The 17,350-nt window shown below is 70.1% G+C and carries 9 protein-coding genes and 1 tRNA gene; 4 read left to right on the forward strand and 6 right to left on the reverse strand.

Going from position 1 to position 17,350, the window contains the following annotated elements:
• Positions 1-13 precede the first annotated feature (13 nt).
• The 6 genes from AC1DCT_RS11310 to AC1DCT_RS11335 are packed head-to-tail and all read right to left on the reverse strand — an operon-like array spanning position 14 to position 7,115.
• Positions 14-1,750 (reverse strand): protein kinase domain-containing protein, encoded by a 1,737-nt coding sequence (locus AC1DCT_RS11310; RefSeq protein WP_477429222.1) that lies wholly within the window; start codon positions 1,748-1,750, stop codon positions 14-16.
• Positions 1,747-3,204, reverse strand: a complete 1,458-nt coding sequence (locus AC1DCT_RS11315) for a peptidoglycan D,D-transpeptidase FtsI family protein (RefSeq protein ID WP_440732755.1) — start codon at positions 3,202-3,204, stop codon at positions 1,747-1,749. The genes AC1DCT_RS11310 and AC1DCT_RS11315 overlap by 4 nt, the downstream gene beginning before the upstream one ends.
• 13 nt (positions 3,205-3,217) lie before the next feature.
• Positions 3,218-4,618 carry an FtsW/RodA/SpoVE family cell cycle protein gene (locus AC1DCT_RS11320; protein ID WP_477429224.1) on the reverse strand — a complete coding sequence of 467 codons (1,401 nt, stop codon included), beginning with the start codon at positions 4,616-4,618 and terminating at the stop codon, positions 3,218-3,220.
• On the reverse strand, positions 4,615-5,865 hold the full coding sequence (locus tag AC1DCT_RS11325) for a protein phosphatase 2C domain-containing protein (RefSeq protein WP_440732757.1): 1,251 nt from the start codon (positions 5,863-5,865) through the stop codon (positions 4,615-4,617). Before AC1DCT_RS11325 ends, AC1DCT_RS11320 begins: the two co-directional genes overlap by 4 nt.
• 9 nt (positions 5,866-5,874) lie before the next feature.
• Complete coding sequence (locus AC1DCT_RS11330) at positions 5,875-6,390, reverse strand: FHA domain-containing protein FhaB/FipA (RefSeq protein ID WP_477429226.1); 516 nt, start codon at positions 6,388-6,390, stop codon at positions 5,875-5,877.
• Positions 6,387-7,115: an FhaA domain-containing protein gene (locus AC1DCT_RS11335; RefSeq protein ID WP_477429228.1), complete on the reverse strand. Its 729-nt coding sequence runs from the start codon at positions 7,113-7,115 to the stop codon at positions 6,387-6,389. Before AC1DCT_RS11335 ends, AC1DCT_RS11330 begins: the two co-directional genes overlap by 4 nt.
• Positions 7,116-7,511: 396 nt before the next feature.
• Between AC1DCT_RS11335 and AC1DCT_RS11340 the strand changes: the two genes are divergently transcribed.
• From AC1DCT_RS11340 to AC1DCT_RS11355, 4 genes are all read left to right on the forward strand, one after another.
• A tRNA-Leu gene (locus AC1DCT_RS11340) sits at positions 7,512-7,595 on the forward strand.
• 227 nt (positions 7,596-7,822) lie between these two features.
• On the forward strand, positions 7,823-10,327 hold the full coding sequence (locus AC1DCT_RS11345) for a right-handed parallel beta-helix repeat-containing protein (RefSeq protein WP_477429230.1): 2,505 nt from the start codon (positions 7,823-7,825) through the stop codon (positions 10,325-10,327).
• A gap of 178 nt (positions 10,328-10,505) precedes the next feature.
• Positions 10,506-12,380, forward strand: coding sequence for a lipase family protein (locus AC1DCT_RS11350; RefSeq protein ID WP_477429232.1), 1,875 nt, complete (start codon positions 10,506-10,508; stop codon positions 12,378-12,380).
• Positions 12,381-12,648: 268 nt separating this feature from the next.
• Positions 12,649-17,265: a Calx-beta domain-containing protein gene (locus tag AC1DCT_RS11355; protein WP_477429234.1), complete on the forward strand. Its 4,617-nt coding sequence runs from the start codon at positions 12,649-12,651 to the stop codon at positions 17,263-17,265.
• Positions 17,266-17,350 lie beyond the last annotated feature (85 nt).

Genomic DNA, 17,350 nt, shown 5'->3' on the forward strand with positions numbered 1-17,350 from the left:
CTGCTGACCGACGTCAGGGTGTCGGTGCCGGAGTGACCGGGCCGGTGCCCGGCAGGATCGGATCCGCCATCTGCGGCGACGGACCGCTCTCGCGCTTGCTGTCCCCGCACAGCGCGATGTACGTCGCGGTGACCTGAGCTCCGGGCTGGTTCGCGATCGAGATCTGCGCGTTCAGCGTGCCGGCGTCGAAGGGCTTCTGGGATCCGTCGCCGACGAAGGTCGCGTTGGTCAGCGTCACCACGTAGCCCGACACGTTGCCGGTGCCGCTGGGGCACACGAAGCCGGCCCAGCTGAGCTGCACGGTCTGCCCGGCGATCGCCGGTCCGCCGAGCGTCGGCGGCGAGTCGGGTGCGCCGATCGGAGCGAGGTCGCCGTAGACGGTGAGCTTGACCGACGTGCCCTTCTTGACGTTGCCGCCGCTGGGGTCGGTGCTGTAGACCGTGCCGACCTTGTCCTGCGCGGGGGCGCTGTCGCCCGTCGAGCAGGATCCGTCGAGGCCTGCGCCCTTGAGCGTCTGCACCGCGGCGTCGCAGGTCTGGCCGACCAGGCCCAGCGTGCTGAGCGCGACGGTGTCGGCCGTCGGCGTCGGCGTGGGCGTGGTCTTCGTCGGGGTGACAACCGGGGCCGACGATGACGTCGAGGGTCCGGGCTCCGGGGCCTTCTGGTTCGACAGCAGTGCCCAGATGGTGCCGCCGAGCACGATGATCAGCAGCGCGATGAGGGCGATCAGCGGCCAGGTCCACGGGCTGCGCTTCTTCTTCTCCGGGGCCGCATCGGCCTCGGTCGGGATCTGCGCCGTAGTCGGCATGATCGTGGTCGCACCCTGCGTCGCGCCCATGAGCTGCGTCATGGCGTCGTCGGAGCTCGCGACGGCACCGGCGCCCACGACGCCGGCGATGACAGCGGGCACCGCGATCGCGGCGGAGTTCAGGTCGCCGCGGCGCAGCGCTTGCGCGGCACGGGCGACGGTGGCGGCGGAGCTCGGCCGGTCCGCCGGCTTCTTCGCGATCATCGCCATGACCAGGTTCTGCACCGGCTGCGGCACCGTGGCGGGCAGCGGCGGCGGGGTGTCATTGATCTGCGCCATCGCGATCGCGACCTGCGACTCGCCCGTGAACGGGCGCTTTCCGGCCAGGCATTCGTACGCGACGATGCCGAGCGAGTAGATGTCGGTAGCCGGGGATGCGGCGTGCCCGGACGCCTGCTCGGGCGAGAGGTACTGCACGGTGCCCATGACCTGACCGGTCGCCGTGAGCGGCACCTGGTCGGCGATGCGGGCGATGCCGAAGTCGGTGATCTTGACGCGGCCGTCCGGCGTGATCAGCAGGTTGCCGGGCTTGATGTCGCGGTGCACCAGACCCGCGGCGTGCGCGGCCTGCAGTGCGGAGGCGGTCTGGGCGACGATGTCAAGCGTCTTGTCGGCGCTGAGGGTGCCCTCGCGCTCGATGATGGTCGAGAGGGCCTCGCCGGGCACGAGCTCCATGACGAGGTACGCGGAGCCGTTCTCCTCGCCGTAGTCGAAGACGCTCGCGATGCCCTCGTGGTTCACCAGGGCCGCGTGGCGGGCCTCGGCGCGGAAGCGCTCGAGGAAGCCAGGATCCCCCATGTACTCGTCCTTGAGGATCTTGATGGCGACGGTCCGCCCGATGACGTGGTCGGTCGCCTCCCACACCTCGCCCATGCCGCCGATGGCGATCCGAGACTGCAGCTCGTAGCGACCGCCGAAATGCACACCTTGCGTCGGCCTCATTTCTTCAGCACCGCCTCCATGACCTTCTTGGCAATCGGTGATGCGATTGCATCACCGGATCCGGATTGTCCTTGCCCACCGCCGTCTTCGACGACGACCGCAACGGCGATCTCCGGGTTCGAAGCGGGCGCGAAGCCGGTGAACCACAGCGTGTAGGGATCTGTGTCGCCGTTCTCCGCTGTGCCCGTCTTACCGGCCACGTCGACTCCGTCTATTCTTGCACCCTGCGCCGCGCCGCTTGAGACCGACGCCTGCATGGCTGCGGTGATCGCCGCGGCCTGCTCGGAGCTCATGGCCTGCCCGAACTGGGTGTTGTCGAACTGCTTCTGCACCGACAGATCGTCGCCGAGGACCTGATCCACCATGCGCGGGTTCATCACGACGCCGTCGTTCGCGATGCCGGCGGCCACCATGGCCATCTGCAGCGGGGTCGCCCGTACGTCGCCCTGACCGAACCCGGTGAGACCGGTCTGGTCGGAGGACAGGCTCTTCGGATAGGTCGACGGGGTCGACTCCAGCGGGAGGGAGAACGCCTTGCCGAAGCCGAACTTCTCCGCTGTGGCGCGGATGTCCTTGTCGCCGAGCTGAACGGCCAACTCTGCCATCGGGATGTTGCAGCTCAGTCGGATCGCATCGGCGAGGGTCACGGTCGGCCCGTCGCCGCAGGTGCCGCCCCAGGCGTTGTGCACCGCGGTAGTCGTGCCGGGCAGCGTGTAGGCGGCGGGATTCGGGAACGTCGACTGCATCGTGAACTTGCCGGAGTCGAGCGCCGCGCTGGCCACGACCAGCTTGAACGTGGACCCGGGAGGGTTCATGTTGCCGCCGATGGCGCGGTTGTTCAGCGGCTTGTTCGGATCGGCGACGAGCCCGTCGTAGGTCTTGTTGGCCGCGGTCCCGTCGTGCACGGCGAGGGAGTTCGTGTCGAAGCCGGGGGTGGACACCATGGCCAGGATCCGCCCGGTCTTCGGCTCGATGGCGACGACGGCTCCCTGGTAGCCCTGCAGGGCGTCGTAGGCGGCCTTCTGCGCCACCGGGTCGAGACTGAGGCGCACGTTCGCGCCCTTCTGCGGCTGGCCCGAGATGATGCGCTCGATCGAGGACAGGAACTGCGTGCTGCCGGTGCCGCTGAGCTCGCTGTTCATGGCCTTCTCGATGCCGGTCGCGCTGCCCAGGGCCGGGTTGTAGTAGCCCGTGACGGCGGACCACATCTGCGGGTCGGTGTACACCCGCTGGAACGAGTACATGTCGCCCGACGGCGTCGACGTGGCGATCGGGGTGTCGCCCGCGAGGATGGATCCGCGCTGGATCTCGTAGCTGTCCAGACGCGTGCGCCGGTTCGCGTCGTTCTGCGAGAGCGCATCGGCCTGCACGACCTGGATCCAGCTCACCGAGCCGAACAGGGCGAGGAACATGACCAGCACGAGGATGCTGATCCGACGGAGCTCTTTCGTCATCCGATCACCTTCCTCATCCGATCACGACCCTGGGCTGGCGACGCACACCGTCGGAGATGCGCAGCAGCAGCCCGACGATGAGCCAGTTCGCGATGAGCGAGGATCCTCCCGCGGCGAGGAACGGCGTGGTGAGCCCGGTCAGCGGGATCACCCGGGTGACGCCGCCGACCATGATGAACACCTGCAGGCCGATCGTGAACGAGACACCCACCGCCAGCAGTTTGCCGAAGTCGTCCTGCCCGGCGACGCCGATCCGCAGTCCGCGGCTGACGAACACCATGTACAGGCAGAGCAGGGCGAACAGCCCGATGAGGCCGATCTCCTCGCCGAGGCTGGTGATGATGAAGTCGCTCTCGGCGACGGGCGTGATCTGCGGACGGCCCTGGCCGAGGCCGGTGCCGAGCAGTCCGCCGTGCGCGAGGCCGAAGATGCCCTGCGTGAGCTGGTAGCTCTGGTCCTCCATGAGGTCCGGGTTGAAGGCGTTGATCCAGGTGTTGAAGCGGTTCTGCACGTAGGTGAGGAACTGCGACACGATCGCGACGCCGACCACCACGCCCGCGACGCCGATGAGCACCCAGCTCGTCTTGCCGGTCGCGACGTAGAGCATGACGATGAACATGCCGAAGATGAGCACACCGGTGCCGAGGTCGTGCTGGGCGACGATGATCGCGAGCGAGATCAGCCACACCACGATCACGGGCCCGAGCTCGCGCATGCGCGGCCAGGTGATGCCGGCGAAGCGCTTGCCCACCGAGGACAGGCTCTCCCTCGTGCGAACCAGGTAGCCGGCGAAGAAGATCGCCAGGAAGATCTTCGCGAGCTCGCCCGGCTGGATCCCGAGTCCGGCGATGTTGATCCAGACGTCCGCGTTCGCGTCGTCGACGCCGAGGCCGGGGACGAAAGGCAGGATCAGCAGCACGATGCCGGTCAGGCCCGACAGGTACGTGAAGCGGTACAGCACGCGGTAGTTGCGCAGGAAGATCACGAGGGCGATGGCGCCGATCACCGAGATCGCCATCCACATGAGCTGCTTGTTCGAGTAGGCATCGAAGCCCACCCGGTGCGCCGCGATGTCGAGACGGTAGATCTCCGCGATCCCGACGCCGGTCAGGAGCGTCGCGATCGGCAGGACGAACGGATCCGCATCGCTGGCCACGAAGCGCAGCACGATGTGCAGGGCGAACACGAGCACGGCGAGCCCGCCGCCGATGAGCAGGATCATCGGGTCGATCCGGCCCAGGGCGCCCAGCTGCACGAGGGTGAGCGCGGCGCCCGCGACGACCACGGCGAAGAGCAGGAGCCAGAACTCGCGGTTGCGCTGCGTCTGCGGTCCGCGGATCTTGCGCAGCGCGCGCAGCACGGCGGTGTCGGCGGCGACGTCGCCGGCGTGAGGTGCGGGTGCGGTGGATGTCATGGCTTCTTCCCCGTCCCGGCCGAGGCGCGGAGGCGCTCCACGATGGCGTTCGCATCGTCGAGGGACCGTGCGGTGATGGTCTGCTGCACGAGCGACTGGTTGAAGCTCGGCAGATCGGACATGCTGATGCCGGTGTCGTCGTACACGTGCGAGAGGGAGATCGGACCGAGATCCTGCTGGATCCCCTGGAAGACCGCGACCGTGTCCGACTGGGTGTCGACGCCCACGAAGTAGCGCGTCTGAGTCCACGCGTAGGCGCCGAACAGCGCGGCCGCCATGAGCGCGATCACGACGATGAGACCGGTGATCCAGCCGACCCGCCGGCGCACCGACCGGCGGTGGTCCTCCTCGATGAGCTCCTCGAGGTAGTCGGCGGCGGGCTCGAAGTGCGTCGGCTCGTTCGCCGCCTGGCGCACGGGGTGCAGCCAGCTGGGACGGGCCGGGCGCGCCGCCGGAACGACGATGCCCTGCGGATTCGCCGCAGCGCCGACGACCGTGGCGGATCCGGAGAGCACGGGGTGCTGGCCGCCGACATCGACGATCACGATCGTGACGTTGTCGGGGGCGCCGCCGTCGAGGGCGTAGCGCAGCAGGCCGTCCGCGGTGCGCCCCGGCGCCATGCCGAGCCGCAGCGTCTTCTGCATGTGCGCCTCGTCGACCACGCCGGACAGGCCGTCGGAGCACAGCACCCAGCGGTCGCCGGGCAGCGTCGGCATGACGAACATGTCGAGCTCGGGATCCGCGTCCATGTCGCTGAGCACGCGCATCAGCACGGAGCGGCGCGGGTGATAGCGCGCCTCCTCGGGGGTGATCCGCCCGGAGTCGACCAGGCGCTGCACGAACGTGTGGTCGGTGGTGATCTGGGTGAGCGTCTCGTCGCGGTAGAGGTAGATGCGTGAGTCGCCGATGTGGCCGATGACGGCGTAGTCGTCGACCATGATGATCGCGTCGAGCGTGGTGCCGAGGCCGGCCAGTTCCGGGCGGTCCTTGACGGCGCGGATCATGTCGCCCGCGGCGGTGGTCGCGGCGGCCTGCAGCGAGGCCTCCGCGTCCATGGTGGAGGGGTAGGCGTGGTCGAGGTTCTGCAGCCGGTGGATCGCGATGCTGCTCGCGACGTCGCCACCCGCGTGGCCGCCCATGCCGTCGGCGACGACGAACAGGTTCGCCCCGGCGTAACCGGAGTCCTGGTTGTTGGAGCGGACCTTCCCGGTGTGGGAGATCGCGGCGCTCGAGCCCTCGAAGACCATGGTCGCCGGTTACGCCCGCAACTCGAACGTGGTGGCGCCCACCTTGATGGGCGCGCCGATCGGTACGGGCACCGGGGCGCCGACGCGCTCGCCGTTCAGGAACGTGCCGTTCGTGGAGTCGAGATCCTGCAGCATCCACGCCTCGCCCCACAGCAGCAGTCGCGCGTGGTGGCTGGACGTGTAGTCGTCGCGGATGACGAGACCCGACTCGCTGGAGCGGCCGATCGACATCGGCTCGGATCCGAGCGGCACTTCGAGGCCGGCCTTCGGACCCGAGGTGATGACGAGCTTGGTGACGGTGGACGTGGTGGCGGGGCCGCCGAGCTTGCCCTTCGGCGCGGCCGCGGGCTTGGCGGGCGCCGGCTTCGCCGCGGGAGCGCTCGCCGCCGCGGCCTGGCCCTGAGGAAGCTTGCGCACGCGCACGCCGAACAGATCCGCGCGCAGCGAGTAGACGACCGCGAACACGAAGAACCACATCAGCACGAGGAAGCCGATGCGCAGCAGGAGCAGTGTCAGTTCGCTCACGGATTGACCCCGAACGCGCGCGTCGCGTCGTCGCCGCGGCCGCCGCGGGCCGGTGCCGAGACGGGCACGACCTGGAAGGTCAGGTCCGTGCGGCCGATCGTGATGACCATGCCGCTCTCCAGCTGGGCCTCGCGCACGCGCTGGCCGTCGAGCTTGGTGCCGTTGGTCGAGCCGAGATCGCGGAGCATGGCGTGGTCGCCGTCCCACAGCACCTCGGCGTGCTTGCGGCTGGATCCGGCGTCGGCGATGGTGATGTCGGCATCGCTGCCGCGCCCGATGACGGTGCGGGCCTTCGTGAGCGGGTACCGGGATCCGCCGGTCGAGATCTCGGCCTGCCACGTGACCCGTCCGGCGCTCGAGGTCGAGGCGGACTCGACGCGCACGGTGCCGGTGGCGAGCTTGTCGTCGGCCTCGAGGGCGATGTTCACGGGGCCGGCGAAGCTGTAGCCCTGGGAACGGGCGTGCTCCTTCACCAGCACGTGCAGCTCGTCGATGAGGGCGGATCCGAGTCCGTGCATGGCCGTCGCGTCCTCGCCGCTGAGATTCACGAGGAAGGTGCTCGGCACGATGATGCGGTCGCGGCTGACGACAGCGGCCTTGGTGTCCATCTCACGGCGCAGGGCCGAGGCGATCTCCACGGGCTGGATGCCGCTGCGGAAGGTCTTCGCGAACGCGCTGTTCACCGCGCGCTCGAGACCCTTCTCAAAGCTGTCTAGTAGTCCCACTGGGCTCCCATGGCTCACCGATCGGTACGGCCATGTTAGCGACACGGCCTGAATGAAGCCCCGGACGGCGCGATACGCAGGAAACCCTGAAGCGGCCGGGCGACACGGCGGGCGGAACGCGGGGGCTCGGATCCGCGAGGGGTCCCGGATCGGCGTGGGGGCTCGGATCCGCGTGGGGCCCGGCGTCGCGGGATCCGGCGTCGCGGGATCCCGCGTGCGGATCCGGCGTGCGGATCCGCGAAACTGCAACTCCGTCACGAGACTGCAGGACTATCGCGCTGTCTCGCGACGCAGATGCAGTCTCGCGGATGGGGCGGCCTGCGGGCGCGGCGCCGTGGTTCGAACCCGGTCTCGGGGCGTGATATTCTCGGGAGGTTGGTTCGCGAGGACCGACATGCGCGAGTGGCGGAATAGGTAGACGCGCTGGCTTCAGGTGCCAGTGCCTGCAAGGGCGTGGGGGTTCAAGTCCCCCCTCGCGCACAGAACGAAGAAGGCCCGGGTCTCAGGATCCGGGCCTTCTTCGTCTCCGTGCTCAGAGCGGCCGCGTCCCTCCTTCTCGTGACAGCCGGACGATCGATGTCATTGCCGCATGAGCCGACCGGATCGGTTCCGCTCGTACGTGTGCGAATCCGTTCGCTTCCTTTCGTTGGAACACGCTTTCCCGTGACCATGGGGGGCACAGGACTGCATTCGAGGAGGAACGCACGATGGCCCGCACTTCGCATCCCCATCCCACTGCCGCATTGGGGAGGATCCGCCGCTGGACGGGCATCCTCGCCGGTGCCGCGACTCTGGCTCTGCCGCTCGCCGGGCTCGGGGCGCTGACCGCCGCCGCGGCGACCGGCGCCGAGTATCGCGTCGACTGCGGCGCGGCCGACGCCGGCGCGGACGGCAGCGCCGACCACCCGTATACGACCCTCGCCGAGGTGAACGCTCTCGCGCTCCAGCCCGGTGATGCGCTGCTGTTCGCTCGCGGCACGACGTGCACGGGCACGCTGACTCCGCACGGATCCGGATCCGCCGATGCGCCGATCGTCGTGGGCGCCTACGGCGACGGCGCCGCGCCGGTCATCGACGGCGCGGGCGCGCACGACGCCGTGCTGCTGAAGGACATCGAGCACATCACGGTGCAGGACCTCGCGATCACGAACGCCGCCAATCCCGGCACCGAGCGGAACGGGATCCGTCTCTCCCTTACCGACTTCGGCAAGGCGAGCGGCTACGTGCTGCAGCGTCTCGACGTACACGACGTGATGGGCGACGACAACAAGGGACTGAATGGATCCGCCGCGATCCAGATCGGCATCGGGGGCAAGACGACGGCGACGTGGATCGACGGGCTGCAGATCCGCGACAGCACGATCACGCATGTCGGGCGCGAGGGCATCTACTTCAAGTCGACCTGGAACAAGCGTCCCGAGGTCGGATCCCAGGACACCAGCGGCCTCGGCCCGTGGACGCCGAGCACGGGCGTCGTCATCGCCGGCAACACCCTGACGAGCGTCGCGGGCGACGGCATCAAGGTCGACACGACGAAAGGCGCGGTGATCGAGCACAACACCCTCGCCGGCTTCCAGCTCCGATCCGCCGTGGCCAACGCCGGCATCTGGCCCTTCAACGCCGACGACACGCTCGTGCAGTACAACGACGTGTCCGGGGGCGGCAACAGCCACGACGGCATGTCCTTCGACGACGACGGCGGATCCCAGAACACCGTCTTCCAGTACAACTACAGCCACGACAACGCGGGCGGCCTGCTGCTCGTCTGCCCCTACTCCGGTGCGCGCACCTGGGGCACCGTGTTCCGCTACAACATGAGCTACGACGACGCGGCGCGGGTGTTCCAGCTGTGCCCCGGCAACATCCAGGACACGCACATCTACAACAACACCATCGTCGACGAGCACGCGACGCCCACGTACTTTCTCCAGGACGACAACAGCACCAGCCGTGGCGTGACGTTCAGCAACAACATCATGGTCAACCGCGGCGCTCCCATGGGCGTGCAGGTGCGCGGCCCCGGGCTGTCGTTCGATCACAACCTCTTCATCGGCGTCACGGGCGTGCCCGCGAATGCCGACGGCGCCGTCAACACGGGCGGTCTCGGCGACGACCCCGGCTTCGTGGAGGAGACCCACAAGCCGACCGGCCTCGACGATCTCGGCGGTCTCGGGCTGCGCCAGTTCTCGCCGGCCTTCCGCGCCGGTCTCGCGGTCGCCGACAACGGCGGACGGGACATCACCGGCACCCCGGTGCCTGAGACGGGCCCGGTGAACCTGGGCGCGGATCAGGGCGTCGGCGCCCACACGGATCCGTCGGCGGTGCTGCGGATGCCGTCCGTCTCGGCCGCGGCGGGCCTGCAGGTCACCGTGCACGTCACCGCGACGTTCTGGGGCGCCAAGCCCACGCGCGGCGCGACGGCCGCATTGCAGGCGCCGGACGGATGGACGGTGACCCCGATCCAGGCGAGCGTTCCGGATGGGCTGAAGTCCGGCGCGAGCGCGGAGCTGTCCTGGACGGTGACTCCGCCCGCCGACGCCGCGGAAGGCACGGCGACGCTGACCGCGACCGTGACCGCCGGTGACGGCCTGCTCGGCAGCGTCGCGACGGACGCAAAAGTGCGCGCCCTGTTCGCGTCGGTCGAGGCCGCCTACAACGATGTGGCCATCACCGCGGACGGCGCCTCGCCGTATACGGGCGATCTCGCGCTCAGCCGGAGCAGCCTCTCCTCGAACGAGCTGCTGAAGGCCAAGGGCATCGCTCCCGGTGCGACCGTTCAGGGCGCAAAGGTCGCTTACACCTGGCCGCAGTTCACGCCGGGTGAGAAGAACGCGGTATGGGCCAGCGGGCAGAGCATCGCCGTGCACGGGCAGGGCACCGCGCTCGAACTCGTGGTGTTCGGCGTGAACGCCTATCCCACCCCGGTGTCCGGCACGGCATCGGTGACGTACACGGACGGATCCACGAGCTCGTTCACGCTCGCCGCCGGCGATTACTACTACAACCAGCCGGCGACGGGGAACACGTTGTTCACGAAGATGGCCTATCGCAACACCCCCAGCGGCAAGGGAAACGGCCCGTTCAGCCTCTTCGAGAGCACGATCCCGATCGACGGCGCGAAGCAGGTCGCCTATGTGACGCTGCCGCAGCGGCCGGCCTACACGGACGGCAAGACGCCGGGCCTGCTGGTCCTGGCGATCGGCGTGGGCTGACCCGCGCCGTGAGCCGAGTCCCTGTCCCGTCGTGCGGGCAGGGACTCCGCCCGCGCGCAGACTCTTCACACTGCAGCCGAAGGGCCAGTATGTTGGCCTCAGCGCACCCCGGCACGGGGATCGCAGGATGCGGATCGCGGCTGAGCGGCCGAGTGACCCGTGAGGCGAAGGGGGCACCGTGGCCGGCGACGAGAGTGCAGTCCTACCGGATCCGGATGAGGCCCGACGCGGACGCTCCGACCGCCTGAGCGGCGGGATCGCTCGCCCGATCGGCGTGATCGCCCGGCAGAGCACGGCGATCCGGATCGTGCTGGGGCTCGCGCTCGTCGCGGTCGGCGCCGTCTTCCTCCTCGTGTCGATGACGGTGCAGACGATCGCGCTGGTCACCGGGATCGGGATCCTGCTGGTCGGTGTCGCCGTTCTGGTCGTGCCCGGTGACCGCGCCGAGGGACCCGGATCCGGATCCCGTTCGCTTCCCGTGATCGTCAGCCGGGTGCTCGGTGCACTGCTCGTGCTGCTGGGCGCCGGGATGGCGCTGTGGCCCGCAGCGGGCGCGCCCCTGCTGGCGCAGCTCCTCACCGTGGCGCTGGTCGTCTTCGCCGTGGCGACCGTCATACGGGCGTTCCGGCCCGGCGCGGACCAGCGCGTCACGGGCATCATCGGGGCCGTCGCGACACTGGCTGTCGCCGCAGTCACGGTGTTCTGGCCCGTGCTGACTCTGGTCGTGTTCCGCCTCGGAGTGGGGGCGTGGTTCGTCTTCATCGGGCTGCAGCTGCTCGTGCGGGTGCTCTGGCGTCGCCCCCAGGCGCCCCGCGCCCCGGGTGGACGTCGCGGGGTGCGCTGGCTCCGCACGATCGGGGCGAGCGTCGCCCTCGTGCTCGCGGTCGCGCTCGCCGCGGGCAGCGGCGCGCTGCTCGGCGGCACCCCGCTGCCGGTGCCGGACGCGTTCTACACCCCGCCCGCCGACGTGCCGGCGCAGGCCGGCACCCTGATCCGCTCCGCACCGATGACCGTCGGCGTGCCGGCTGGGGCGAAGGCCTGGCGGATCCTCTATACGACAACCAACCCCGACGGATCCCCGGCGGTCTCGAGCGGCACCGTGCTCGCACCGGCGGATCCCGGACCGGATCCACTCCCCCTGCTCACCGTCTCGCATGGCACGGTCGGCGTCGTCCCCGGCTGCGCGCCCTCGCTCAGCGCCGAGCCGTTCGCCGACGGCGCGGGAACGGCGATGGTCGACATGGTCACGAAGCACGGCTGGGTCGCCGTGACCAGCGACTACATCGGTCTGGGCACGAAGGGCCCGCATCCCTACCTCGTGGGCGACGCGGAGGCGCGCAACGTGTGGGACGCGTCCAAGGCCGTGCTCGGCTTCAGCGAGCTCAAGGTCTCCACCGACACGGTGATCTGGGGCCACTCGCAGGGCGGTCAGGGATCGCTGTGGACGGGTCAGATCGCCGCGTCGTACGCCCCGGAGTTCACGGTCAAGGGCGTCGCCGCGTTCGCGCCGGCCTCGAACCTGTACGCGCTCGCCGAGGCCATCAAGTCGGAGACGGCGGGCAAGACGGTCTCGGCGTACATCGCCGCGACCTGGGACAAGGTGTTCCCGGATCTCGACGTCGAGAAGAACCTCACGCCCGGATCCGCAGGTCCCGTGGAACGCATCGGTGGACTCTGCTTCAACGGGCACGACGGCCTTGCGGCGATCCTGCGCGGCAGTCAGGTGCCGAACCAGATCTTCCCGAACGCGCTGCTGGCGGGGCCCTTCGGTGACAAGCTCAAGGAGCAGGAGCCCACGGGGCCGTTCCCTGCTCCCCTGCTGGTCGCCCAGGGTCTGGCGGATCCGCTCGTGAAGCCCGTGATCCAGGACGAGTGGGTCAAGGCTCGCTGCGATGCCGGCATCCCCGTCGACTACCGCACCTACCCGGGGCTCGGGCACGTGGAGCTCGTGGGGCCCGACTCGCCGCTCACGCCGCAGCTCGAGCAGTGGACCCTGGACCGCCGGGACGGAAAGGCACCGACCCCGGACTGCGACCACCTGCCGGCGGGCTGAGGGCGCACAGCCCGGATCAGCGGGCGAGAGGGCATCGCGGGAGCGCGATGGCGGCCATCCGGTACACAGTGATGGTCCGCGCAGCCCGTTCCAGCGCCTGTGGATAACCATGGCACCGTGGTGACACTGACGCGCCCCGAGTCGCGCCGCTAACGTCTGTCGTGCCCTGGATCGGCGCTCGGGAACGCGTCGAGCGGGGTGCGGGGGGATCGCCGGACCCGGGATCCGGCGATGCGGCGGGACGTGCGACGAACGGGAACGAGGGCGAGTGACGGGGCGAAGCAGGCAGAGCGCTCGATCGACGGGAGTAGTGCTGCTGCTGGCGGCGATCGTCACCGGCATCGTGGTCGTACCGTCCTCCCCCGCGCACGCCGATGAGGATTCGATCCGCTTCAGCAGCGGCGAGGCGCACGCCACTCTGGGGCCGAACGATGTGCTGCGCATCGACGGGCGGCTGCGGTACTTCAACAACTGCTCGGCGCCGGCGAACGCCGGCGGGATCGACGATTTCGTCTACCCGGCGGCGGACGTCTACGTCGTCGCCGCGAACCATGAACCCTCCGACGGCGACGCGCTGATCGACGCCTCCGGCACGCCCACCACGATCGTGCAGGCGGGGGGCACGTTCGTGGACGAGATCCTCGCGATCACCCAGCCCAGCGGATCCCTGCCGGAGGGGGAGTACTCGATCGTCATCGACACCTGCCAGAACGGTGTCTTCAACGCCGCGTCCGACACGCTCCTGAGCGACACGATCAGCGTCGCATTCCCGCCCGTCCTGCCCGCGATCGATCAGTCCATCCTGGAGCTGAAGAACAATGCCCGCACCCAATGGGGCAACTGGCAGGAGATCGCGAAGCTGTTCGACACCCTCCTGAACGTCGACAAGGCTGCCGGCTGCGGCACCGCCGCATTCGAGCACGGCGAAGAACTGGAGGACGCGCTGCACGGCTGCCTGGAAGTCATCAACATCTGGGTGGACTCCCCGGCGATCTCCACCTGGATCGAACAGACCGGGCGGATCAAGGATGCCGCCCGATGCCATGGCGACGACGCCGGTGCCTGCTTCGGTTTGATCTCCTCGTACTGGGGGCTGGACGGATCCCCGGTGCGCACCTTCGTCACGTCCGGGGCCAAGAACCTCATCGCGAACCAAGCCAAGACGTTCTTCGGGATCTATGCCGACCCCCCGCGCACCGACTACACCTCCGCGTCCTCGGCGGTGCAGCCCGACCTGCCGATCCCGCAGACCCAGGGCGACGGTCCGGTCTTCGACCGGCTGAGCGAGTTCGCGACCGCACTGGAACGCGAGCAGCTGATGCGGACCGCACTGCTGGCCGCGCTAGAGCGCTATCAGGGCGCCCAGGCCGCGGGCGATACCGCGGCGGCCGTGGCCCAGGCACGCTCTGCGGCGAATCTGGCCGACACCATCGCGGACGCCGCACCCGTCACCGCCGCGCTGATGCAGGGGTGGTTCGACGCGGTGCAGACCGCGATCCCCGACCTCACCGCGATCACGCAGGACGAATGCGCCGACGCGCGGCGCCTGCTCGGCGGGCTGAACGGGGCGAACGGCAGCGGGATCACCCCTGCCGAGAACCAGGCCCTGCGCAACTGGGGCAACGCGGGTTCGGCCCGATCCGCGTGGCTCGACGAGGTGCGCGCGAATGGCATCGTCCCTGGCGGCCTGAACTGCGCGCCGCTGTCGAACCTCGGGCCGGTGAGCGCCGTCGTGAACGGGCAGAGCGCCGAGTCCGACCAGCTGCGCAGCACGGCGACGACGCTGCGACGGCTGGCTGACGGAATCGTCGGATCCGCCGCCGCGCCGACCCTGCGTCTGACGGGTGCGACGGGAGCGACGGTCGGTGCGCCTGTGACCCTGGCCGCGAGCGCGAACGTGGGTGCGACAGTGAGCTGGGATCTGGACGGCGACGGCGCATTCGACGATGCGACCGGAGCGTCCGCAACGGTGACGTTCGCCATCGCCGGCCATCGGTTCGTCGCGGCGAAGGCAACGGTCGGCGACGGCCCGGCGGTCACCGCGCACGCGCTGGTCGACGTGACAGCGGCGAACGGCGCTCCGCGGATCGACGGCTTCGATCCGGCAGGGATCGACGGGCGCGCCTACGCCACCACGGCAGTGGGTGACGAGCAGACCTTCACCGTGCAGGCGACCGACCCCGAGGGTGAGGCCCTGCGCTACGACTGGTTCGTCGATGGCGCCGTGCAGACCGGGAACGGGCCGACACTGACGCTCACCCCGGCGGGTGGCGATCGCGGGCCGCATACGGTGAGCGTGCAGGTGCAGGATCCGCATCCCGGAAACATCGCCGAGCAGGCCTGGCGCTGGCAGGTGAACGACCCCGATCGAGACCACGACGGCTGGGCGGACAACGCGGTCGCCGACTGCGACGACCATGATGCGTCCGTGCATCCGGGTCAGGTAGAGGTGCTGTACAACGGCCGGGACGACGACTGCAACACCGCGACCGCCGACCAGCCGGCGAATCTCGGGACGGGCGGTGAGGTGTGGACCTGGGGCGACTACCGTGGCAACGCGCGGGGCGGAGCCGCCGATGTCCCGGCACCGATGGGAATCACGGACGCGGTGCAGATCTCGGGCTTCATGGTGGGAGGCAACGCACTGCGCAGCGATGGCACGGTGTGGGGCTGGGGCGACGGCAACGGGTCCATCACCCGGCTGCCCGGCACGAATTACGGACCGATGTACGGCCTCGGCAGCGAGTCCGGGGAGCTCGGCGGCGTGACGGCGATCACCGAGACCACCTATCTGGTGCCGGCCGTGTTCCTGCTGCTCTCCGATGGTCATGTCGCGTCGGTGGGCTGCGAGGGAAGCGCGACGACCGACGGGCAGCTCGGTGCCGGAGCGGCCCTGAACTGCCGCAACTACCCGGACTACGTGCTCGGCCCCGACACCGACGGTGACGGGGCGCCGGATCCGCTGAGCAACGTGGTGAAGGTGTGGAACCTCGGCGGGTCGGGGCTGGCGCAGCAGGCCGACGGGACCCTGCTGCAGTGGGGTCGGCGGCAGTGCGCCGGGACCCCGGGGTATCGGCCGATCAGCTACACCGCGGTGGTTGAGCCGGCCTTGACGGCGGCGCTGCCGGGACTCGTGCAGGCCATCGGCGGCAGCAACAACGACGGCGCCGCGATGTTCCGGCTCGCGGACGGGCGCGTCCTGGCCTGCGGGGCGGACATGCCGGGCCCCGCGCAGGCGCCCAGCAACCAGGTGGTCCCGTTCGGCGACTTCGGACCTGCGGATCCGGCGGTGGACGTCGCAGTGACGCAGAGCTCCGACGAGTTCTGGGTCGTCACGGCATCCGGAAAGCTCTGGGTCAAGGCGTCGACCGGACTCGCTCTCGACCTCGACGGCTGCACGCCTCAGACTTGCCCCGGCTGGAAGCTGTTCGAGGCGCCACTCCCGCCGGGGGCCGCGGCGGTGGATCTGGAGACGACGTGGCCGACGATGCACCTCCGCCGCGCCGATGGCACACTGCTCACCTGGGGTGAGGGAACCGCGGGGTCGTCCGGCCACCCCGGGCAGGGTGGTTGGGGCACCCCGGCGCCTGCGCTGATCGACGGTTTCGTGCTGCAGAGCAGCCTGGCCACGTGGGACGGGTATGCGCTGGTGCTCCCCTCGGCCACGGTGGCCGCGTCGGGATGGGTGCCGCCGCAGCCCGACGTGAGGGTGTCGGCGTCGGGCGCCACGGGTCCTGAGGGCGGCGCAGCCACGGCCGGCGTGGTGCTGGACCGGCCCGCGTCGGGTGATCTCGTCGTGTCCTGGCGCTTCGGCGACGCGACTGGCGATGTCACCGTGCCCGCCGGCCAGACCCGCGTCGACCTCCCGCTGACGCTGCCCGCACCCGATGGAGTGTGGGGTGCGGATCGGCACGCACAGGTGATGCTCACCGGAGTGTCCGCGAACGCGATCCTCGGCGAGGACGTCGCCGACATCACGATCACCGACGCGGATCCGGCTCCCGAGCTCTCTCTCGAACCCTCCTCGATCGCAGAGGGCGACGACGCTCTGACCGCGGCGCCCGTGACGGTCCGGCTCTCCCGGCCGGCAGCGGTGGATCTCCGCGTGCGCGTGACCGCCGCCGACGGCACGGCGACCGCGGGAACCGACTACAAGCCGCTCGACGTCACGGTTCCGGTGCCGGCCGGCAGCACGACTGCAACCGCGCCGCTCGTGCTGCTCGGCAACACCGTGCCCCAGCCGAACCGCGCTCTGACGATGACCGCGGCCCCAGTCGCTCCGGATGCCGCATCCGTGATCCTCCCCGTGACCGGATCCCTGACGATCGCCGACGACGACCCGGTCACGCTACGGGCCCGCAGCGTCGTCGTCGCCGCAGGCGACACAGCCGAGATCGAGATCGCCTCGCCGCTCGTACCGGCTGACGAGTCGGTCGCCGTGGAGTGGCACACCGTCGATGCCACCGCCCGGGCGGGAACCGACTACACCGCCTCCGTCGGAACCGTGACCCTCGCGGGCGGCCGTGAGGGCGGCGGCCGCGGCACCATCACTGTCCCGACGGCCTTGCTGACTGCGGCCGCCTCAGCAGAACAGGGGCACGTGCTGACTGTCGCGCTGACCCCCGCTTCCGGGACGCGCACGGTCGTCTCCCCGGCATCCGTGACGATCCTCATCACACGCGCACTCGACTCCGGACCGAGCCCGAGCCCGGAACCGTCGTCGCCGCAGACGCCCGTTCCCTCCCTCCCGGCACAGGCAGATCACGGAGGCGGTGACCTGCCGGGCACCGGGGCGGCGCTCCCGGTCGCGGCGGTGGTCATCGGTGCGCTCGCGCTGCTGGCCGGAGCCGGGCTGCTGCGGGGCCGTCGTCGAAGGCGGGGTTGAGGGGCGAGGCGCTGTCGGGCCGCGGGGCTGACGGACATCGTGGAGCTCAGCGGTCACGGCGACGCGACCCAGGACGCGGCTGACG

The sequence above is a fragment of the Microbacterium sp. 10L49 genome (genome assembly GCF_056395125.1).